Annotated in this window: 18 protein-coding genes; 13 read left to right on the forward strand and 5 right to left on the reverse strand. The window is 73.8% G+C overall.

What is annotated here, in order from left to right; translation table 11 throughout:
* Positions 1-503: 503 nt before the first annotated feature.
* The 3 genes from ACR807_RS21400 to ACR807_RS21410 all read left to right on the forward strand — a co-directional run bounded on the left by ACR807_RS21400 (position 504) and on the right by ACR807_RS21410 (position 2,941).
* Entirely contained in the window at positions 504-1,292 is a 789-nt protein-coding gene (locus ACR807_RS21400) for a M23 family metallopeptidase (RefSeq protein ID WP_438923145.1), read from the forward strand.
* 113 nt (positions 1,293-1,405) lie between these two features.
* A complete protein-coding gene (locus ACR807_RS21405) occupies positions 1,406-2,356 on the forward strand; it encodes an LLM class F420-dependent oxidoreductase (protein ID WP_438923146.1) in 951 nt (316 codons plus the stop codon).
* Positions 2,357-2,359: 3 nt separating this feature from the next.
* Positions 2,360-2,941: a TetR/AcrR family transcriptional regulator gene (locus ACR807_RS21410; RefSeq protein ID WP_438923147.1), complete on the forward strand. Its 582-nt coding sequence runs from the start codon at positions 2,360-2,362 to the stop codon at positions 2,939-2,941.
* Between the two features lie 51 nt (positions 2,942-2,992).
* Here ACR807_RS21410 and ACR807_RS21415 read toward each other — a convergent pair whose 3' ends face one another.
* Entirely contained in the window at positions 2,993-3,454 is a 462-nt protein-coding gene (locus ACR807_RS21415; RefSeq protein WP_438923148.1) for a peroxiredoxin, read from the reverse strand.
* A gap of 106 nt (positions 3,455-3,560) precedes the next feature.
* Here ACR807_RS21415 and ACR807_RS21420 point away from each other — a divergent pair, with 106 nt between their 5' ends.
* The 6 genes from ACR807_RS21420 (at position 3,561) to treZ (ending at position 12,978) form a co-directional block, all read left to right on the forward strand.
* Entirely contained in the window at positions 3,561-4,484 is a 924-nt protein-coding gene (locus ACR807_RS21420) for a LacI family DNA-binding transcriptional regulator (RefSeq protein ID WP_438923184.1), read from the forward strand.
* 107 nt (positions 4,485-4,591) lie between these two features.
* Positions 4,592-6,460, forward strand: a complete 1,869-nt coding sequence (locus ACR807_RS21425) for a 4-alpha-glucanotransferase (RefSeq protein ID WP_438923149.1) — start codon at positions 4,592-4,594, stop codon at positions 6,458-6,460.
* 88 nt (positions 6,461-6,548) lie between these two features.
* Positions 6,549-6,896 carry a hypothetical protein gene (locus ACR807_RS21430; protein WP_438923150.1) on the forward strand — a complete coding sequence of 116 codons (348 nt, stop codon included), beginning with the start codon at positions 6,549-6,551 and terminating at the stop codon, positions 6,894-6,896.
* Between the two features lie 51 nt (positions 6,897-6,947).
* A complete protein-coding gene (glgX, locus tag ACR807_RS21435) occupies positions 6,948-9,071 on the forward strand; it encodes a glycogen debranching protein GlgX (RefSeq protein WP_438923151.1) in 2,124 nt (707 codons plus the stop codon).
* Positions 9,068-11,248 carry a malto-oligosyltrehalose synthase gene (gene treY, locus ACR807_RS21440; protein WP_438923152.1) on the forward strand — a complete coding sequence of 727 codons (2,181 nt, stop codon included), beginning with the start codon at positions 9,068-9,070 and terminating at the stop codon, positions 11,246-11,248. Before glgX ends, treY begins: the two co-directional genes overlap by 4 nt.
* On the forward strand, positions 11,245-12,978 hold the full coding sequence (treZ, locus tag ACR807_RS21445; RefSeq protein ID WP_438923153.1) for a malto-oligosyltrehalose trehalohydrolase: 1,734 nt from the start codon (positions 11,245-11,247) through the stop codon (positions 12,976-12,978). Before treY ends, treZ begins: the two co-directional genes overlap by 4 nt.
* Here treZ and ACR807_RS21450 read toward each other — a convergent pair.
* Positions 12,944-13,447, reverse strand: coding sequence for an ANTAR domain-containing protein (locus tag ACR807_RS21450; protein ID WP_438923154.1), 504 nt, complete (start codon positions 13,445-13,447; stop codon positions 12,944-12,946). The two genes, treZ and ACR807_RS21450, sit on opposite strands and share 35 nt — an antisense overlap.
* Positions 13,448-13,827: 380 nt before the next feature.
* On the opposite strand from ACR807_RS21450, the gene ACR807_RS21455 reads away from it, so the two are divergent.
* The gene (locus tag ACR807_RS21455; RefSeq protein ID WP_438923155.1) at positions 13,828-14,010 is read left to right on the forward strand and encodes a CsbD family protein; all 183 of its coding nucleotides are present in this window, start codon (positions 13,828-13,830) and stop codon (positions 14,008-14,010) included.
* The gene (locus ACR807_RS21460) at positions 14,000-14,629 is read left to right on the forward strand and encodes a UdgX family uracil-DNA binding protein (protein WP_438923156.1); all 630 of its coding nucleotides are present in this window, start codon (positions 14,000-14,002) and stop codon (positions 14,627-14,629) included. Before ACR807_RS21455 ends, ACR807_RS21460 begins: the two co-directional genes overlap by 11 nt.
* A gap of 378 nt (positions 14,630-15,007) precedes the next feature.
* Here ACR807_RS21460 and ACR807_RS21465 read toward each other — a convergent pair whose 3' ends face one another.
* The 3 genes from ACR807_RS21465 to ACR807_RS21475 form a co-directional block, all read right to left on the reverse strand.
* Positions 15,008-15,523 carry a lytic polysaccharide monooxygenase auxiliary activity family 9 protein gene (locus ACR807_RS21465; RefSeq protein WP_438923157.1) on the reverse strand — a complete coding sequence of 172 codons (516 nt, stop codon included), beginning with the start codon at positions 15,521-15,523 and terminating at the stop codon, positions 15,008-15,010.
* 494 nt (positions 15,524-16,017) lie between these two features.
* The gene (locus ACR807_RS21470) at positions 16,018-16,914 is read right to left on the reverse strand and encodes a DUF4231 domain-containing protein (protein WP_438923158.1); all 897 of its coding nucleotides are present in this window, start codon (positions 16,912-16,914) and stop codon (positions 16,018-16,020) included.
* Positions 16,911-17,552, reverse strand: coding sequence for a hypothetical protein (locus tag ACR807_RS21475; RefSeq protein ID WP_438923159.1), 642 nt, complete (start codon positions 17,550-17,552; stop codon positions 16,911-16,913). Before ACR807_RS21475 ends, ACR807_RS21470 begins: the two co-directional genes overlap by 4 nt.
* Before the next feature lie 186 nt (positions 17,553-17,738).
* Here ACR807_RS21475 and ACR807_RS21480 point away from each other — a divergent pair, with 186 nt between their 5' ends.
* On the forward strand, positions 17,739-17,972 hold the full coding sequence (locus tag ACR807_RS21480; RefSeq protein ID WP_438923160.1) for a hypothetical protein: 234 nt from the start codon (positions 17,739-17,741) through the stop codon (positions 17,970-17,972).
* Positions 17,969-19,705: an HEXXH motif domain-containing protein gene (locus ACR807_RS21485; RefSeq protein WP_438923161.1), complete on the forward strand. Its 1,737-nt coding sequence runs from the start codon at positions 17,969-17,971 to the stop codon at positions 19,703-19,705. The genes ACR807_RS21480 and ACR807_RS21485 overlap by 4 nt, the downstream gene beginning before the upstream one ends.
* Position 19,706 lies beyond the last annotated feature (1 nt).

Raw genomic sequence — 19,706 nt, forward strand, 5'->3', positions numbered from 1 at the left:
GCCGCCGCACCCGTCCCGACCTGCGCGAACGTCGTCCGGGACGCCCCTCGTCCGGGGTGTGCCCGACCACGGCGGGTCACCGGTCCCGCCACGCGCGCGGCGACCCGTGCTACGCGGTGCCCTACCTGCACTTCTCGGTTCCCGACGCGACCTTCGATAACGGCACTATGCGAAACCAGCGCGTATCTGAACACGCTGAGTGATAAACGGTGGGGTATCTCACCATCCAGGCGCAGGAGTTGCGCGAAAGCTTGCCTCCATCGGTCACGGCCGGTTACGTTCCCTGCCGCATGTCACGGTTCGGTCACCAAAGGGACACGGCGTCGCTCCCCGAAAGCGGCTCCGCCCGGTTCCCCCGCCAGGCGTCCCGACCGGGCTCCCCGATGCAGGAAGGCACAACCTTGGCACGGCACTCCCAGGCCAGTGGTCGCCGCGCGTTCGCCGCGCCCCCGAGGACCACCGGTCGACCCGGAACCCACCGCGTGAGCTGCGACCGGTTCCCCGTGAGCGGTCGCGTGGCGGCCACCGTCGTCGCGGTCGGCACCCTGACCACCGGCATCGGCGCGGCCACCGGCCTCGGCTCCGACGACACCCGGTTCATCCCCCTCGGCGCCGGGTCCGACGTGGCCGCCGCCCTGGCGCACAGCGCCGCCCCGCGGGCCACCGAGATCCGGACGGTGCACGCCGTCGAGCCCGGCCTGGAGACCGCGAAGCTCATGCGGTCCGAGGCGCTGTACGCGCGGCAGCACGTGGACCAGGCCATCCGGCAGGCGTCCGACGGCTACACCGCGCGCCAGGCCGACCTGAAGCGCCAGCAGGACGAGCAGGCCGCGAAGGACGCCCAGGCGGCGAAGGACGCGGAGGACGTGCGGCTCGCCGCCGAGGCCGCCGCCGTCGCGGCGCGGCCGAAGGCCGTCAAGCCCGCCGAGGGCTCGTTCACGTCCGGGTTCGGCGCGCGCTGGGGCGACACCCACTACGGCGTGGACATCGCCAACTCCATCGGCACCCCGATCCTCTCCGTCGAGGACGGCGTGGTCGTGGAGGCGGGCCCGGCCTCCGGGTTCGGCCTGTGGGTGCGCGTCCGGCACGGCGACGGCACCATCACGATCTACGGGCACGTCAACGAGATCCTCGTGGCCCAGGGCGCGCAGGTGAAGGCCGGTCAGCAGATCGCCACCATGGGCAACCGCGGCCAGTCGACCGGGCCGCACCTGCACTTCGAGGTGTGGGTCGGCGGCGCGCAGAAGATCGACCCCGTCGGCTGGCTCGGCGAGCGCGGCATCACCCTCTGACCCCTCACCCCCCCGTCCCGGAGCGGACCCGTCGGCGTCCCCGGCGGGTCCGCTCCGGCATACCGACTGGTCGGTACCTGGGGTACGGTGGCCCGGAGCTGAGGAGGCGAACAGTGGGCCGTTGGGGAATCACGCTGCCGTTGACCGGGGTGCCCGTGCTCGACCACCGGGAGTTGGTCGCCGAACTGGCCGGCCTCGGCTACACCGACGTGTGGTCGGCCGAGACCGCCGGCACGGACGCGTTCACGCCGCTGGCCCTGGCCGCGCAGTGGGCGCCGGACCTCCGGCTGGGCACGGCCATCGCCCCCGTCTACACGCGCGGCCCCGCGACGCTGGCCATGACGGCGGCCACGCTCGCCGAGGTGTCCGGCGGCCGGTTCGTGCTGGGCATCGGGTCGTCCTCGCCCGCCATCGTGCAGCGGTGGAACGGCGTCGAGTTCAGCGAGCCGTTCAAGCGCACCCGGGACACGCTGCGCTTCCTCAAGGCCGCGCTCGCCGGCGAGAAGGTCACGCGGGAGTACGACACGTTCGCCGTCCGCGGCTTCCGGCTGGAGCGCGCGCCCGAGCGGCCCGTGCCGATCATGCTGGCGGCGCTGCGGCCGGGCATGCTGCGGCTGGCCGGGCGCGAGGCCGACGGCGCCATCACCAACTGGCTCGGCGCGGACGACGTGCCCAGGGTGCGCGAGGAGCTGGGCGAGGGCGAGCTGGCCGCGCGGATCTTCGTGTGCCCGACCGAGGACGCCGACGCGGCCCGCGCGCTGGGGCGGATGCTGATCAGCACCTACCTCACCGTGCCCGCCTACGCGGCGTTCCACGAGTGGCTGGGGCGCGGCGAGGCGCTGCGGCCCATGAACGAGGCGTGGGCGGCGGGCGACCGGCGCGGCGCGGGCGCGCTCGTCCCCGACGAGGTGGTCGACCAGCTGATCGTGCACGGCGGCGTCGACGAGTGCCGGGCGCACGTGGCGCGGTACCGGGCCAACGGGGTGGACACGCCGGTCATCGCGCTGCTGCCCACCGGCGCCGACCAGCTCGACCTGGTGCGCGCCCTGGCACCGGGGGCCTGACCGGTGGCGCGGGGCACCAGGGCCACCCCGGAGCGGATCGTCGCCGCGGCGGTGCGGCTGTTCGCGGCCAAGGGGTTCGACGCGACGACCGTGCAGGAGGTGGTGGAGGCCGCGTCGGTCACCAAGGGCGCGCTCTACCACTACTTCGGGTCGAAGGACGACCTGCTGCTCGCCATCTACCGCTCCCTCATCGGCCGGCAGATGGCCGAGCTGGACTCGATCGTCGCCGCCGGGCTGGACGCGGGCACCACCGTGCGGCACATCCTGGTCAGCCTCGTCGAGACGACGGCGGAGAGCGTGGACGAGACCGCCGTGTTCGTGCGCGAGATGCACCGCCTCGACGCGGAGCGGGTGGCCGAGTTCCGCGCCGAGCGGCGGCGCTACCACGAGACGTTCCGCGACGTGGTGCGGCGGGGCCAGCGCGACGGCGTGTTCGGCGACCGCGTCCCCGCCGACACCGCCGTGCTGATCGCCCTCGGCGTGGTGAACCAGCTGCCGACCTGGTACCGGCCGGACGGCCCGAAGTCGCCCACCGAACTGGGCGTCGAGATCGCGGACTTCGTGCTGGCCGGCCTGCGGCCCTAGGCGCTGCGGGGTCGGGCCCGGGGCTCGGGCTCCTGGGCTCGGGCTCCTGGGTCAGCGAGCGGCGCGCTCCCGGAGGACGGCGAGCGCCTTGTCGGCGTGGGCGTTCATGGCGAACTCCGACTTGATCACCTCGACCACGACCCGGTCGGTGTCGATCACGAACGTGTGCCGCTTCACCGGCAGCGGTCCGAAGCGGCGCTTCACGCCGAACGCCGCCGCCACCTCGCCGTCGGCGTCCGAGAGCAGCGGGTAGTCGAAGTCGTTCAGCGTCGCGAACCGCTTCTGCCGGTCCACCGCGTCCGGGCTGATCCCGACCCGCCGCGCGCCGACCTCGGCGAACTCGGCGGCCAGGTCGCGGAAGTGGCAGCTCTCCGCCGTGCAGCCGGACGTCATCGCGGCCGGGTAGAAGAACAGCACCACCGGACCGCCGGCCAGCAGCGACGACAGGGAGCGCGGCGTGCCGTCCTGGTCGGGCAGGGTGAAGTCGGGGGCGACGTCTCCTGGCTTCGTCACGAACGTCCTTCCACCGGTGGGCCGATCACGTCGCGGGGTTCGCGCCGGGTCCACCGTACGGTTCTCGCTAGGCTCGTACCAGGCCGGGAGGTGGAAGTTGACGAGCATGTCCGACGTGGCGCGGGCCGCCGGGGTGTCCGCCGCGACGGTGTCGCGGGCGCTGCGCGGCGAGCCCGGCGTGTCCGAGGCCACCCGCCGGTACGTCACCGAGGTCGCCAAGCGCATGCGGTACGCGATCGCCCGGGACGCCTCCAGCCTCGCGGGCGGCAGGCGGTACGCGATCGCCGTGCTCACCGGGGACGTGGCGCGCGGCGACCTGCTGGCCGGGGCCGAGGGCGCGCTGCGGCAGGCCGGGTACGACGTGCTGCTGTACGGGCTGCGCGACGCGGCGGCGCGGACCAGGTTCTTCGAGGACGAGCTGCTGCCGCTGGCCCGGCGGGTCGACGGCGTGCTCGCGCTGAGCGTGGGCCTCACCGGGGCCGAGGACGCCGCGCTGGCCGCGCTCGACGTGCCGGTGGTCGCGGTCCGCGCCGACGACCCGCGCGAGGCGCTGGGCCTCGCCGCCCGCCACCTGGCGCGGCTCGGGCACCGCGACGTGGCGCTGGTGCTCGGCGAGGACGTCGACGAGCACCACGAGGCCGCCCTGGTCGCCGAGGGCCTCCGGGTGCGTCCCGAGTGGACGCTGTGGTCGTCGCCGACAGTCGCGGCCGGCGAGCAGGTGGTCGAGGTGCTCTTCGACGGCGAGCACCTGCCCACGGCGGTGATCAGCGCGAGCGGCGAGGTGGCGCTGGGCGCCCTGCTGCGGCTGCGCCGCGACGGCCGGGCCGTGCCGGGCGACGTGTCGGTGGTCAGCCTGGAGGGCGTCGACCTGACCCGGGCCATGGGCATCACCGCCGTCGAGGGCTCCTGGCGCGAGCGCGGCGAGCACGCCGTGCGCGTCCTCCTGGCCACCCTGCGGGGCGAGGACGCGGAGCACGAGCGGCCCGGCGCCCGACTGGTCGCACGGGATTCCTCCGGACCGCTGGTTTGACGACCGCGCGTCCGGGTCATTAACCACCGAGAACTTCCTGCAACCATCGGGTGACCAGGCCCTACCGGCCTGGCCGCGCACCGGCAGAGGAGACCAAGCTGTCCAGCGTGGACGACGAGCTCGCGGCACTGGCCGAGGCACACGGCGTGGCCACCCACTACGAGGACGCCGGGCAGCGCCGCGCGGACGTCGACGCCGACGTCGTGGTGGCCGTCCTCGCCCAACTCGACGTGGACGCCTCCACACCCGAGGCGGTCCGGCGCGCGCTCGCCGCGCCGAAGCCGCCGCCCCGGACGGTGGTGCTCACCGAGGGCGAGGTGCTGGGGGGGACCGGCGCGGTCGACCTGGAGGACGGCGGCGCGGTCGAGCTGCCCGCCGCCCTGCCCGTCGGCTACCACCGGCAGGGCGACCGCACGGTGATCGTCGCCCCCGCGAAGCTCGACCCGGTGCCCCGCGCGTGGGGCTGGATGCTCCAGCTGTACGCGGCGCGCTCGGCCGACTCGTGGGGCATGGGCGACTTCGCCGACCTCGCCACCCTGGCCCGGCGCAGCGCCGAGGAGCTGGGCGCGGGCGTGCTGCTGGTCAACCCGGTGCAGGCGGTCAGCCCGACCACGCCGGTCGAGCGCTCCCCGTACTCGCCGGCCAGCCGCCGCTACGCCAACCCGCTCTACCTGCGGGTGTCGGACGTCCCGGCGTACCGCGCGGCCCCGCCGGAGCTGCGCGCCGAGATCGACGCCCTCAACCCGGGCAACGACACCGAGCTGATCGACTACGACGCGGTGTGGACCGCCAAGGCCCGCGCCCTGGAGCTGCTCTGGCCGCTGGTCGAGCACCGGACGCCCGAGGGCGAGCTGGAGGGCTTCGCCCGGTTCTGCGCGCTGGCCGAGGTGCACGGCCCGGACTGGCGCGAGTGGCCCGAGGAGCAGCGCGACCCCGCCACCGCGACCCCCGACCCGGAGCGGGTGGCGTTCCACGCCTGGCTCCAGGAGCTGTGCGAGCAGCAGCTCGCCGCCGCCCGCCGGGCCGCGCGCGACGCGGGCATGGCGGTCGGCGTCGTGCACGACCTGCCGGTGGGCGTGCACCCCGGCGGCGCGGACACGTGGGCGGTGCGCGACGCGTTCGCCGCCGACGTCACGGTCGGCGCGCCGCCCGACGCGTTCAGCCAGCTCGGCCAGGACTGGAACCTGCCGCCGTGGCGGCCCGACCGGCTCGCCGAGCAGGGCTACGAGCCGTTCCGCCAGGTGGTGCGCAGCGTGCTGCGGCACGCCGACGGCATCCGCATCGACCACGTGGCCGGCCTGTGGCGGCTGTGGTGGATCCCCCCGGGCGAGCCGCCCACCCGCGGCACGTACGTGCACTACGACGCGGACGCGATGCTCGCCGTGCTCAAGGTCGAGGCGAGCCGGGCGAACGCGGTCGTGGTGGGCGAGGACCTGGGCACGGTCGAGCCGAAGGTCACCGAGGCGCTGCACCGCGACGGGATGCTCAGCTCGGCCGTGCTGTGGTTCCAGCGCGAGTGGGAGCTGCCCGACCACCCGCTGATCCCGCCGGAGAAGTGGACCGCGTCGGCCATGGCGAGCATCTCCACCCACGACCTGCCCACGGCCGCCGGTTTCCTGGCCGCGGAACACGTTCGGGTGCGGGCCGAACTGGGGCAGTTTGAAGGCCCCGTCGACGGGGAATACGAGGCAGCCGCGCGCGAGCGCGCGGAGTTGGTCGAACTGCTCAAGCAAGAGGGTGTGCCTGCCGATGACCTGGTTACCGCGTTCCACGCCCTGCTCGCGAAGGCCCGTTCCGTGCTCGTGCTGACATCGCCCCAGGACGCACTGGGTGAGACCCGCCAGCCCAACCTGCCCGGCACCACGGACCAGTACCCCAACTGGCGCATCCCGCTCCCGGTCGCGCTGGACGGCCTGTTCGACGACCCTGGAGTGCGCCGGGTCGCGGCGGCCCTCGCGGGCGGACGCGGCCGATGATCCGCAACACGTGCGTCACCGCGGGCCCCCCACCTGCGGAGTATCGTCCAGAAGTCACCCGTGCAGTGGTTGGAGGTGGCGTTCACCCGTGAACACCGAGTTGGTGGCCCGCACCGGGCTGGTGCCCGAGTTGCCCGAGCAGATGATCCCGTCGGCGGCCCCCGCGGACGCGCTCGAAGTGGCCGTCGAACGCGTCCTGGCGGCTGTCCGCCCGTCCACCCTCGCCGACCCCCGGTCCGGCGCGCACCACGCCGAGGAGTCCCTGCGGGACGCCCTGCGGCGGACCCACGCGGGTTCCGACGAAGCCCTGTCGCAGGCCGTGGCCTGCGCCGAGGCCGCCGCGGAGCACCTGCGCTACCTGGAGCTCCAGGAGGCCAGGCTGCTGCTCGTCGCGGCCCGCGGGCAGCTCGTCAGGTCGCACGCCGGCCGACCGTGACCTAGAACGGTAGGGGTCGGAACGTCTCAGCTCGTCCGGAGGAAAATCCCTGTGCGGCCCTGGCCCGGTACTCCCTACCCGCTCGGCGCGACGTACGACGGCGTCGGCACGAACTTCACCCTCTTCTCGGAGGTCGCGGACTACGTCGAGCTGTGCCTGTTCGACGACGACGGGACCGAGACGCGCGTGCGGTTGCCGGAGGTGGACGGCTTCGTCCACCACGGCTACCTCCTCGGCGTCGGCCCGGGTCAGCGCTACGGCTACCGCGTGCACGGGCCGTACGACCCGGACCGCGGCCTGCGCTGCAACCCGAACAAGCTGCTCATCGACCCGTACGCCAAGGCGATCACGGGCGAGGTGCACTGGCACGAGTCGCTGTTCGGCTACCCGTTCGGGGACCCCGACCAGCGCAACGACGAGGACTCGGCGGGCCACGTGCCGCTGTCGGTCGTGGTCAACCCGTTCTTCGACTGGGCGAACGACCGCCCGCCGAACACCCCGTACAACGAGACCGTCATCTACGAGGCCCACGTCAAGGGCCTGACCATGCAGCACCCGGAGATCCCCGAGCGGTTGCGGGGCACCTACGCGGGCCTGGCGCACCCGGTGGTGATCGACCACCTCAAGGGCCTGGGCGTGACGGCGATCGAGCTGATGCCCGTGCACCAGTTCGTCACCGACCACGGCCTGAGCGAGAAGGGCCTGCGCAACTACTGGGGCTACAACACCATCGGCTTCTTCGCCCCGCACGAGGACTACGCGGCGCTGAGGGACAACGCGGGCCAGGTGCAGGAGTTCAAGGGCATGGTCCGCGCCCTGCACGAGGCCGGCATCGAGGTCATCCTCGACGTGGTCTACAACCACACCGCCGAGGGCAACCACCTGGGGCCGACGCTGTCCATGCGCGGCATCGACAACCAGGCGTACTACCGGCTGGTCGAGGACGACCAGAAGTTCTACATGGACTACACCGGCACCGGGAACTCGCTGAACGTGCGCAGCCCGCACACGCTCCAGCTGATCATGGACTCGCTGCGGTACTGGGTGACCGAGATGCGGGTCGACGGGTTCCGCTTCGACCTCGCCGCCACCCTGGCCCGCGAGTTCTACGACGTGGACCGGCTGTCCACGTTCTTCGACCTCGTGCAGCAGGACCCGGTGGTCAGCCAGGTCAAGCTCATCGCGGAGCCGTGGGACGTCGGGCCCGGCGGCTACCAGGTCGGCAACTTCCCGCCGCTGTGGACCGAGTGGAACGGCAAGTACCGCGACACGGTGCGCGACTTCTGGCGCGGCGAGCCGGCCACGCTCGGCGAGTTCGCCTCCCGCATCACCGGTTCGTCGGACCTCTACAAGGACGACGGGCGGCGGCCGTACGCGTCGGTCAACTTCGTCACCGCGCACGACGGCTTCACCCTCAACGACCTGGTCTCGTACAACGACAAGCACAACGAGGCCAACGGCGAGGACGGCCGCGACGGCGCCGACGACAACCGGTCGTGGAACTGCGGCGTCGAAGGGCCCACCGACGACCCCGAGGTCAACGAGCTGCGGGCCCGCCAGCAGCGGAACATGCTGGCCACGCTGCTGCTGTCGCAGGGCGTGCCGATGCTGCTGCACGGCGACGAGATGGGTCGCACGCAGCAGGGCAACAACAACGCCTACTGCCAGGACACCGAGCTGTCCTGGGTGGACTGGACGCTGTCCGAGAAGAACCGCGACCTGGTCGACTTCACCGCGGCGCTCACCGAGTTCCGCAAGCAGCACCCCGTGCTGCGCCGCCGCCGGTTCTTCGCGGGCAAGCCCATCCGCAAGGGCGACGAGCTGCGCGATATCGCCTGGTTCACACCTTCGGGTGAAGAAATGCAGGAGCAGAACTGGGATGACGGGTTCGGCAAGTGCATCGTCGTGTTCCTCAACGGCGAGGGCATCCCGGACCTGGACCAGCGCGGCATGCGGGTGCTCGACGACTCGTTCCTGGTGGCGTTCAACGCCCACCACGAGGACATCGACGTGACCCTGCCGGAGGAGGGCTACGGCGTGCAGTGGACGCCCGTGGTCGACACCGCCACCGGCGCGGTGACCAGCCCCGACCAGGGTGAACCGGTGCAGGCGGGCGGCACGCTCGCGCTGCGCGCCCGGTCCCTGGTCGTGCTCCAGCGGACGGGTCAGGAATGAGCGGGCAGGGGACGCCGCCGTCCGCCACCTACCGCCTCCAGTTCACGCCGGACTTCACCTTCGCCGACGCGGAGGCCGTCGTCGACTACCTCGACGCGCTGGGCGCGGGCGCGCTGTACGCGTCGCCGCTGCTGGAGGCCGTGCCGGGCTCCACGCACGGCTACGACGTGACCGACCCGACGAAGGCCCGCGAGGACTTCGGCGGCGAGGCCGGGCGGGTCGCGCTGAGCAAGGCCGTCCGGCGCGCCGGCCTCGGGTTCGTGCTGGACATCGTGCCCAACCACATGGCCGTGGACGACGGGCAGGTCAACCCGTGGTGGCAGGACGTCCTGCGGCACGGGCGGGACTCGGTGTACGCGAAGTACTTCGACGTGGACTGGGGTTCGGGGCCGCTCAAGCTGCCGTTCGCCGGCGACGAGGGCTCCGAGGAGCACCACGAGCACTACGACCTGGTGTTCTGGCGGCGCGGCAACACCGAGCTGAACTACCGCCGGTTCTTCGACATCACCACGCTCGCCGCGGTCCGCGTCGAGGACCCCGAGGTGTTCGACGCCACCCACGACGAGGTGCTGCGCTGGGTGGCGGCGGGCGAGGTCACCGGCCTGCGCGTGGACCACCCGGACGGCCTGGCCGACCCCGGCGGGTACGTGCGGCGGCTCAGGGAGCGCTCGGGCGGCGCGTGGCTGGTCGTGGAGAAGATCCTCGGCGCCGACGAGCCGCTGCCCGCGAGCTGGCCCGCGGACGGCACCACCGGCTACGACGCGCTGCGCGAGGTGTGCGGGCTGTTCGTCGACCCCGCCGGCGAGGCCGGGTTCACCGCGCTGGCCGAGGAGCTGGGCGTGCCCGTGGACTTCCACGCCGTGGAGCGCGAGTCCCGCGAGCTGGTGGCGCGCACGATCCTGCGCGCCGAGGTGCGGCGGATCGCGGCGCTGGTCGACCACCCGGACCGGGACGCCGCCGAGCGCGCCGTCGCCGAGGTCATGGTCGGCTTCCCGGTCTACCGCTCCTACCTGCCCGAGGGGCTCGACGCGTGGGAGGCGGCGATCGCCTCGGCCACGTCGCCCGCGGCCCGCGCCCTGGACGAGCAGGTCCGCGCCGACCCGGGCGGCGAGCTGGCCACCCGGCTCCAGCAGACCTCCGGCATGGTCGTGGCCAAGGGCACCGAGGACACCGCGTTCTACCGGTACACCCGGTTCGTCGCGCTCAACGAGGTCGGCGGCGCGCCCGACCGGTTCGGCGTGCCCGTCGAGGAGTTCCACCGCAGGCAGGCGGCGCGCGAGGCGTCCCACCCGCACGCCATGACGACGCTGTCGACGCACGACACCAAGCGGTCCGAGGACGTGCGGGCCCGGCTCGCGGTGCTCGCCGAGATCCCCGGCGAGTTCGCCGACCACGTGCGCCGGTGGACCGCCGCGCACCCGATCGACGAGCCGTCGCTCAACGCGCTGGCCTGGCAGTCCCTGGTCGGCGCGTGGCCCACCACCGCCGACCGGATGCGCGCCTACCTGGACAAGGCCGCCAAGGAGTCGAAGGTCCGCACCACGTGGACCGACCACGACGAGGAGTTCGAGGCCGCCGTCGCCGCGTGGCCCGACGAGGTGCTGGACGGGCCGGTGGCCGCCGAGGTCGCCTCGTTCGTCGACCGGGTCGTGGCGCCGGGCTGGTCCAACGCGCTCGGCCAGAAGCTCGTGCAGCTCACCGCGCCGGGCGTGCCCGACGTCTACCAGGGCACCGAGCTGTGGGACCTGTCGCTGGTCGACCCGGACAACCGGCGGCCCGTCGACTACGAGGTGCGGCGGCGGCTGCTGGCCCGCCTCGACGGGGGCTGGCTGCCCGACGTCGACGACTCCGGCGCGGCCAAGCTGCACGTCGTGCGCCACGCGCTGCGGCTGCGGCGGGAACGGCCGGAGCTGTTCCGCGGCTACCGGCCGCTGCCCGCCTCCGGACCGGCCGCGGCGCACGCGGTCGCGTTCGAGCGGACCGGCGTGGTCGCGGTCGCCACCCGCCTGCCCCTGGGCCTGGCCGACGCGGGCGGCTGGGGCGGCACCGCGCTGCCGCTGCCGCCGGGGGAGTGGACCGACGTGCTCACCTCCCGGTCCGGCCTGTCGGGCGCCCCCCGGCTGGCCGACCTGCTGGACCGCTACCCGGTGGCCCTGCTCGTGCGAGGAGACCAGTGACTTTCTCGGTGTGGGCGCCGTCGCGCGACCGCGTCCAGGTCCGCGTCGACGGCCGCGACCACGAGATGACCGCGGGCGCGGGCGGGTGGTGGCACGCCGACGTCCCCGGCGCGGACGCGCCCGGCACGGACTACGCGTTCGTGCTGGACGGCTCCGGCGAGGCGCTGCCCGACCCGCGCTCGGCGTGGCAGCCCGGGGGCGTGCACGGCCCGTCCCGCGTCTACGACCACTCGGCGTTCGCCTGGACCGACGGCGCGTGGACCGGGCGCGCCCTGCCCGGCGCGGTCGTCTACGAGCTGCACGTCGGCACGTTCACGCCCGGCGGCACGTTCGACGCGGCCGTCGAGCGGCTCGACCACCTCGTGGACCTCGGCGTCACGCACGTCGAGGTGATGCCGGTCAACTCGTTCGACGGCACCGCGGGCTGGGGCTACGACGGCGTGCTGTGGGGCGCGGTGCACGAGCCCTACGGCGGGCCCGACGGGTTCAAGCGGTTCGTCGACGCCTGCCACGCGCGGGGCCTCGCCGTGCTGCTCGACGTGGTCTACAACCACCTCGGGCCGTCCGGGGCCTACCTCGACCGGTTCGGGCCGTACTTCGCGGGCAGCAACGACTGGGGCCCCGGCCTCAACCTCGACGGCTCCGGCGCCGACGAGGTGCGCCGGTACGTGGTCGACAACGCGCTGGGCTGGCTGCGCGACTTCCACGTCGACGGGCTGCGGCTGGACGCCGTGCACGCCCTCGTGGACCGCAGCGCGGTGCACCTGCTCGAACAGCTGGCCGTCGAGGTCGACGCGCTGTCGGCGGGCCTCGGCAGGCCGCTGACGCTGATCGCGGAGTCCGACCTCAACGACGCCCGCCTGGTCACCGCGCGCGAGGCCGGCGGGTACGGGCTGCACGCCCAGTGGGCCGACGACCTGCACCACGCGCTGCACGTGGCGCTCAGCGGCGACACCTCCGGCTACTACCCCGACTTCGCGGGGAAGCTGGCGACGACGCTGCGCGGGACGTTCCTGCACGCGGGCACGTGGTCGTCGTTCCGGGGCCGCCGGCACGGCCGCCCGGTCGACCCGAGGCTGCCCGGCTACCGCTTCCTGGCCTACCTGCAGAACCACGACCAGGTCGGCAACCGCGCCACCGGCGACCGGCTGTCCGCGACCGTGCCGTGGCGGCGGCTCGCGGTGGGCGCGGCGATCGTGCTCACCTCGCCGTACACGCCGATGATCTTCATGGGCGAGGAGTGGGCGGCGAGCACGCCGTGGCAGTTCTTCGCCTCGTTCCCCGACCCGGAGCTGGCCGAGGCCGTGCGCACCGGGCGGCGGCGCGAGTTCGGCCGGCACGGGTGGGGCGAGTCCGAGGTGCCCGACCCGATGGACCCGGAGACGGTGCGCCGGTCCACCCTGGAGTGGGACGAGGTGGCCGAGCCCGGCCACCGGGAGCTGCACGGCGCGTACCGGGAGCTGATCCGCCTGCGCCGGGCGCGGCCCGAGCTGGCCGACCCGGGCCTCGACCGGTTCGCGGTGCGCGAGGAGGGCTCGGTGCTGGTGCTGCACCGGGGCGACCTCCGGGTCGCGGCCAACCTGGGTCCGGACACCGCGGTGAACCTCGACGTCGAGCCGGGGGAGCTGCTGCTGGCCTCCGAGGGCGTGAAGGTGGTCGGACGGGCGGTGCACCTGCCCGCCGACTCCTTCGCCGTCATCTCTCCTCGGGCAGCCAGCCGACCTCGGTGAGCTTCTCCGCCAGCAGCTGGCCGGCCAGGGTCACCTGGTCGGCCAGCTGTCTTCGCACCTCGGCCTGCTCGTCACCGGAGTCCTGCGCCGCCGCGTAGGCGTCGTAGGCGGCGACGAGCTGCCGCGCCGCGTGCACCACGTCCACCCCCGGCCACTCGGACGCGGCGACCCGCCCGTTGGTCTCGGCCGAGTGGTGCACCGCGCGCACAGCCTGGCGCGGCCCCAGTTCGACGGACAGGTCGAGCAGCTTCAGGGCGATCGTGTGCAGCTTGACGTTGTGGTGCTGCGACATGCGCACGAGCAGTTGGAAGCCCTCCTGGGGCGTGCAGCCCTGGACGGCGGAGATCAGGCCCGTGGCCTGACCGATCACCGTGCGCGTCTGCACGGCTTTGCGCAGCCCCACCACCTCGGCCTCGAGGCTGGCGATCCGCGCGGTCAGCGAATCGTCTCGGCCGTTGTCCCCGACCACGGTCGGGCTCCTCTCTCGCACGTCGGTACCGGTAGCCAGGCCAGCAGTGCGAGAGTCGTGGACACGCGGGTGCCAACACCGGCAAGCCCACAGCTCTCGCTGACCCTCGTGCCCTCGCGGGCTCCCGGGGTGGCTTGCGGCTGGCTTTTCAACCGCGTAGACGATCACCGTAGTAGAGGGAGGGTGGCCCGCTGCAACTGGACTGCCCCCTCCGTGGCGAGCCGACCACGCCACGCAGCCTTGGGTAAGGCTCCGACCTGCGGCGATGCCGTGAGGTCAGGTGCGGGTCGCCGGCCGTGCGCGACGGGCGCCGGGTTTCCCGCCGGGTGCGGCGGGTACCCCGTTCGTGAGAACGGATGTCGAGCGAAGGGACACGGCCCATGGGTGCCGACGAGAAGTTCGACAACAAGGCCGAGGAGCTCAAGGGGAGGGCCAAGGCCGCGGTGGGCGACGCCACCGACAACGAGCAGTGGCAGGCCGAGGGCCGCGCCGAGCAGGCCAAGGGCTCCCTCAAGCAGGCGGCGGAGAAGGTCAAGGACGCGTTCCGCGGCAATGGCAAGTAGGAACTCCACGAGCGCCGCCGAGTTCGTGCCGGAAGGCGCGGACCTGGCGGCGCTCCGCCGTGCGGCGGCCTCCTGCGAGGGCTGCCACCTGCACGCGCCCGCCACGCGGACCGTGTTCGGCACGGGACCCGAGGACGCGCGCCTCGTGCTGGTCGGCGAGCAGCCCGGCGACGTCGAGGACCGCGAGGGCGAACCGTTCGTGGGCCCCGCCGGTCGCCTGCTCGACAAGGCGCTGGCCGAGACCGGCCTGGACCGCGAGGGCGCCTACCTGACCAACGCGGTCAAGCACTTCAAGTTCGAGGAGCGCGGCAAGCGGCGCATCCACAAGTCGCCCGCGCGGGGCGAGGTCGTGGCCTGCCTGCCGTGGCTGGAGGCCGAGCTGGCGCGGATCGGGCCCGACCTGGTCGTGTGCCTCGGCGCGACGGCGGCCAAGGCCGTCCTGGGCCCCTCCGCGAAGGTGACCGAGCTGCGCGGCACGCTCCAGCACGTCGGCGAGCAGGCGGTGATCGCGACCATCCACCCGTCGGCGATCCTGCGCGCCCCCGACCGGGACGAGGCGTACCGGGGTTTCGTGGCGGACCTGCGCGTCGTGCACGACCACCTGTACGCGTCATCCTGATCCCCGTTCGTGTGACGCAACTGCCACGAACGAGCTAAAACGTGAAACGGCCCCCTGACCGCTTCCCCACGCCGAGCGCGGGGCCGAGCTGGACTGGGCTCGGGGTCACGGGGGCCGGGTGGCTGCCTGGGATTCGCCCAGACCACCTTGGGAAAGGCCGGTCCTAGCGGACAGCCACCTCACGACGAGTCCTGTAGCTATGCAACTTCGGACCACCTCCTTCCTCGTGTACCTCGAACTTATGCGAGGTGCGCGGTGGCGTGCAACGGAAAATCCTGTCTCGTGCGCCACGGTCCCCGGAGCCCCGTCAGCGGGGCCGGTGGTGGTGCGGCGGGGTGCCGGGCCGCGCCGCCGCGACGGCGCGACCCGGACCCGCGGTCAGCCCGCGTTCACGTCGACGCAGGAGTAGAACGCGTTGGACGTGTCGCTGATGTTCCAGATGGCGAGCACCGTCTGGCGACCCGACGAGGGCAGCGTCACCGTGTGCGACACGGTGGCCGGCGGCTGCTGGTTGTTGCCGCTGAAGTTGCCCACCCGCTGGCCGTTCACGTAGTACTCGTAGTTGGCCGTGGCGTGCCGCGCGGTGAAGGTCCAGTTGAACGTGACGGTCCGGCCGGTCGAGGCGACCTTCCAGCCCTTGTTGTTGTCGTTCAGCTCGGCGAACCGGGCGACGCCGCCGTTGCAGCTGCGCAGGCCCTTCGGGCCCTCCACGCTCTGCGGCTCCCACTTGATGTCACCGCACGGGACCAGGTTCCGGGCGCACTGCGCCTGGCGGCTCGCGGGCGACGAGATGTAGCCGTGCGCGAACGCGGGCGCGCTCGGCAGCGCGACGGTCACGAGCGGGGCGGCCAGCACGCCCGCCGCTACCGCGGCGATCCTTCGACGGAGTGGCATGTCAGGGACTCCTCTTGTCGGATTTGGCGAAGACGCTCGGGCGAACGCCAACCCGTGAGGTGCGCTGGGTGGTCGAGCGTGACGTTCACCCAAACGCGGCGGCAGGTCTAGACCATACTCTCTGTGATTGCCCGGTGACAACCGTTAAGAGGTCCAGACCTGTCGCCGGTGTCCCGTCCACCCGGACCTCGCGGTCTCCGGACCCGGCTCCGGGACGTGGGGCGCGGGAAGAGGCGCCGATGACGGGGCTGACCGCTGCGGAGGTCGGGTTCCTCCAGGATCACGAGGACGAGCAACCTCGGACGTGGCGATCCTGGACCGGGGCGCTCGCGAGAAGCGACCGCGGCTGATCGGGCCGGGCGCTCCCGGTCCGTCCTCCGGTGGGTGAAGTTCCCGCGCGCCCGAAAACGGGTGGGGGCCGGGGCACGAGGGGGAGCAGCCCTGCCACCCCGCCGTGCGGGACACCCGGTCACCCCGCCGGGCGGGACAGCCGGTCAGCCCGCCGGGCGGGTCCGGGACGCGCGCCACATCGTGTGCTCGCGGCTCACCGCGTCCTCCGCGTCCGCGACCTCCGCCGCCCAGCTCGCCTCGTCCTCCACCAGCTCCAGCCTGCCGCGCACGATCGCCAGCTCGTTCGCCGCGAACGTGTAGGCGCGCGCCAGCGTGGACAGCTGCCGCAGGCTGATCCACGCCGTGCCCGCCGCGATCACCGCCGCCACCACGCCCGCCAGGTCGAACGTCACCGCGCCGACCGCCTTGGCCAGCGCCGCGCAGATGCCGAACACCTCGATCCCCAGCAGCCCGGCCCGCCACCACCCGGCCAGCCGCTCGTTGCGCGCCGCCTTCGCCGTGTACCAGTCCTGCTGGTCGACGATCCGCGCCTTCAGGTAGGCCGCCTTGCGCTCGGCCAGCGGCGCGGCGCGCAGCGCCCTCATCGCCGGCGTCACCGCGGGCCGCCGGGACGGCCGGATGCTCGTCGGCGGCGCGTCCTCCAGCAGCTGGTGCACCTGCCGGATGAACCGGCGCTCGTCCGCCTGCGCGTCCAGGGGGCCCAGCCGGTCGAACGGCCTGCCGCCCGCGCTGTACTTCCAGGCCAGGCTCTTCGCGGACTCGGCCAGCGCCCGGCCGTCGTACCAGCGGTCCTCCGGGCGCGCGGCCTTCAGGTTCAGCTCGGTCACGGTCACCGCGGCCAGCGCGACGGCCGTGCCGATCGCCGCCACGTCCACCCGGCCGACCAGCAGCGGCACCGCGCCCGTCGCGGCGGCCAGCACGGCCAGCAGCAGCCGTAATCGCACGGTGCGGACGTACCGCCGCTGGCCGTCCACCGAGGCCGTGTCGGCCGCCTCGAACAAGCCGGGCAGGTCCTCGTCCCCCAAGCCCCTCGCGGTCATCCAGTACCTCCCGGTCGGACCGTGAACACCCCTTCGACGTGCGCGCGCAGCTCCTCCGCGCCCAGCACCGTGGTCAGCGGCGACCCGGCGACGCTCGCCGAGCGCTCGTCCGCGCCGCCCGCGATGGCGTCCGCCGTGCGCCCCGTGCCGCGCAGCACCACCAGGGGCCGGTCGCGCAGCAGGCTCTGCTCGGCGTCGTCGAACGCGACGGCCCCGCCGTTGGCGAGCACCGTCAACGACGGCCGCGGCCCCGCCACCACGTCGGCCACCTCGGCCAGCCACGCCGCCTCGTCACCCCAGCCCGAGCCGGGCACGAGCACCCGGTGCGTGTGGTTCGGCTCGGTCACGGCCTCCCCGGCCAGCGCCTCGACGATCACCCCGACCAACGGGAACCGCCCCCGCCCGGCCGCCCGAGCCCGACCGACGGCGCGCATCACGCCCACGTCCGTGCCGCCGTCCACCACCACCGCGCGGTGCTCCTCCAGCAGCGGCACGAGGTCGCGCAGCACCCGCTCCAGCAGGTCCACGTCGTCGGTGGGCATGCCGTCGGCGCCGCCGACCAGCACCAGCACCGGACGTCCCGCCGGCAGCCCCGCGCCGGCCAGCCCGGCCCTCGACGTGACCCGAACCGTCTCCATGATCGGCGACCGTACCCGCGCGCGGGGCCCGGTGTCCGTGCTCCGGCGGAAGGCGGCGCGGTGGTGCACGTGAGCACGCCCGTGCATTGCGCCGGGGCGCGCATCGCGTTCCCCGCGGCGGAATGGACCTGATGGCCGTGGGGGGAATATCCGCCTGGCCGCTGCCGAACGCGTACGCGTTCGGGCATGATGGATTCGGGCGGGCACCAGGAGGCGGTCGACATGGCGGTGGAAACACCAGAAGAACTGTCCTCGGAGTTGTTGGACCTGACCTCGACGTCGTTGTCCGAGATGAGATCACTGCACGACCCCGCGCTGGACCGGGCGATTCACCGGACGCTGGACCGCTTCCGCCGGGGCCGAGCGGGTGATTCCGTGCAGCAGCAGTCGCAGGGGAACCTGCTCCCGGTACCGGTGTGAGGTCGACCCGACTGAGCGGCCACCGGCTGCCGGGTTTCGTGTTCGAGGAGATCTGCGCCGGTTCGGTCTCGGCGGCCGGAATGGCAATTTTGCGGAAAACGCAGTACAGCGTCCGCAGGTTGCGGTTGCGCGCGTTGCTCGACGCCGCTCCCGCCGTCGAGGACCGCCTGGGACCGTTCGCCGACCTCGATTCCTCGTGGGTGCTGCTGGCGCGGGCGGAGGAGGTCGCGCCGGACGCCGTCGAGGACGTGCTGATGCACCCGTCGGTCGGGGTGTGGCTCAGCCGCGCCCTGCGCCAGGCGCTGGGCACGGTCGCCGACGCCACGCCGCTGTGGTCGGAGGTGGGGTGGTTCCACTCCGTCGTCGCCGCCGCGGCCGTTCGGGCCGGGCTCGCGTGCGAACTCGTCGTGCCCGTCGTGCACGGGGCGGTGACCCTGCCGTCGCTGGGGGCGTACGTGCTGCCGAACCGCTTCCCGGTGGGGCACGCGACGCTGCGCTCCGCGGCCGGGGGCGTGGAGGTCGAGGTGGCGGGCCGGCCCGCGCCGGTGCGCCGGGAACCGGTCAAGCGCCACCGGGCCACCGCGCGCGGCCGGGCGGTCGAGGTGGTGGTGGACGACCTCGACCCGTACCGCGAGTTCACGAGCCCGGTGCCGCCGGACCCGCTGGACGAGGTCGAGTGGGCCGAGTGGCGCAAGCTGCTCGGCGAGGCGTGGGACCTGCTGACCGCGCAGCACCCCGAGGCGGCGGAGGAGCTGTCCGCGGGGCTGTCGGCGGTGGTCCCGCTCCCCGCCGGCCGGGACGTCTTCGCCGCCTCCTCGGCCGCGGCGTTCGGCGCCGTCGCCATGTCGCCGAAGCGGTCCGCGACGGAGTTCGGCGAAGCGCTCGTGCACGAGCTCCAGCACTCCAAGGTCAACGCCCTGCTCGACCTCGTGCGCCTGCACGAGGAGGACGCGTGGCCGAGGTTCTACGCGCCGTGGCGGGACGACCCGCGGCCCGTGGACGGCCTCCTGCACGGCGTCTACGCGTTCGTCAGCGTCGTCGAGTTCTGGCACGTGCAGCGCGGCCGGGCACCCGCGTCACCGACCCGCCGGGCCGAGTTCGGCCTCGCCCTGCGCGCCCACCAGGTCGGTGCGGCGATCGCCGGGCTGCGCGGTGCGGTCGAGCTCACCGACCTGGGCCGGCGGTTCGTCGCCGCGGTCTCCGTGCGCCTGGCGGCGTGCGAACCGGGCGACCTGCCGCCGGACCTGGTGGCGGCCGTCGCCGACCTCACCGCCGAGCACGCCACGACCTGGCGCCTGCGGCACGTGCGCCCGGACGGCGACGAGGTCGAGGACGCCGTCGACGCCTGGCTGGGACGACGGCCGGCGCGCGGCGCGGCCGGCCGCGGCGAGGTCGTGCCCTCGACCGCCTCCGGCGACTCGCTGCTCGCGGCGCTGCTCAGGCTGCGCGCGCTCGACCCGGACGAGTACGACCGCCTGCGGCCGGGGGGCGGGCCGGAGTTCGCCCACCTGCGCGGTGACCGCGCGGCGGCGGTCGACGGGTGGGGCGCGCGGCTCGACGCGGCACCGCACGACGTCGCGGCCTGGGCCGGCCTGGGCCTCTCCCTCGGTTCCCCGACCCTGCGCCGCGCCCCGGAACTCGTCCGGGCCGTCCACCGGGGCGTGGCGGCGCGCACGGGCGCACCGCCACCGCCGGTGGACCTGGTGGGCTGGTTCGACCGGGCCACCAGGTGAC

Source organism: Saccharothrix sabaoui, assembly GCF_051756985.1.
Lineage (GTDB): Bacteria > Actinomycetota > Actinomycetes > Mycobacteriales > Pseudonocardiaceae > Actinosynnema.

What these genes read in the sequence shown, in the direction of transcription:
- ACR807_RS21475 (WP_438923159.1), bottom strand. Translation starts at nt 17,552, where the DNA reads ATGGAGACGGTTCGGGTCACGTCGAGGGCCGGGCTGGCCGGCGCGGGG.
- ACR807_RS21480 (WP_438923160.1), top strand. Translation starts at nt 17,739, where the DNA reads ATGATGGATTCGGGCGGGCACCAGGAGGCGGTCGACATGGCGGTGGAA.
- ACR807_RS21455 (WP_438923155.1), top strand. Translation starts at nt 13,828, where the DNA reads ATGGGTGCCGACGAGAAGTTCGACAACAAGGCCGAGGAGCTCAAGGGG.
- ACR807_RS21465 (WP_438923157.1), bottom strand. Translation starts at nt 15,523, where the DNA reads ATGCCACTCCGTCGAAGGATCGCCGCGGTAGCGGCGGGCGTGCTGGCC.
- ACR807_RS21470 (WP_438923158.1), bottom strand. Translation starts at nt 16,914, where the DNA reads ATGACCGCGAGGGGCTTGGGGGACGAGGACCTGCCCGGCTTGTTCGAG.
- treY (WP_438923152.1), top strand. Translation starts at nt 9,068, where the DNA reads ATGAGCGGGCAGGGGACGCCGCCGTCCGCCACCTACCGCCTCCAGTTC.
- ACR807_RS21420 (WP_438923184.1), top strand. Translation starts at nt 3,561, where the DNA reads ATGTCCGACGTGGCGCGGGCCGCCGGGGTGTCCGCCGCGACGGTGTCG.
- ACR807_RS21460 (WP_438923156.1), top strand. Translation starts at nt 14,000, where the DNA reads ATGGCAAGTAGGAACTCCACGAGCGCCGCCGAGTTCGTGCCGGAAGGC.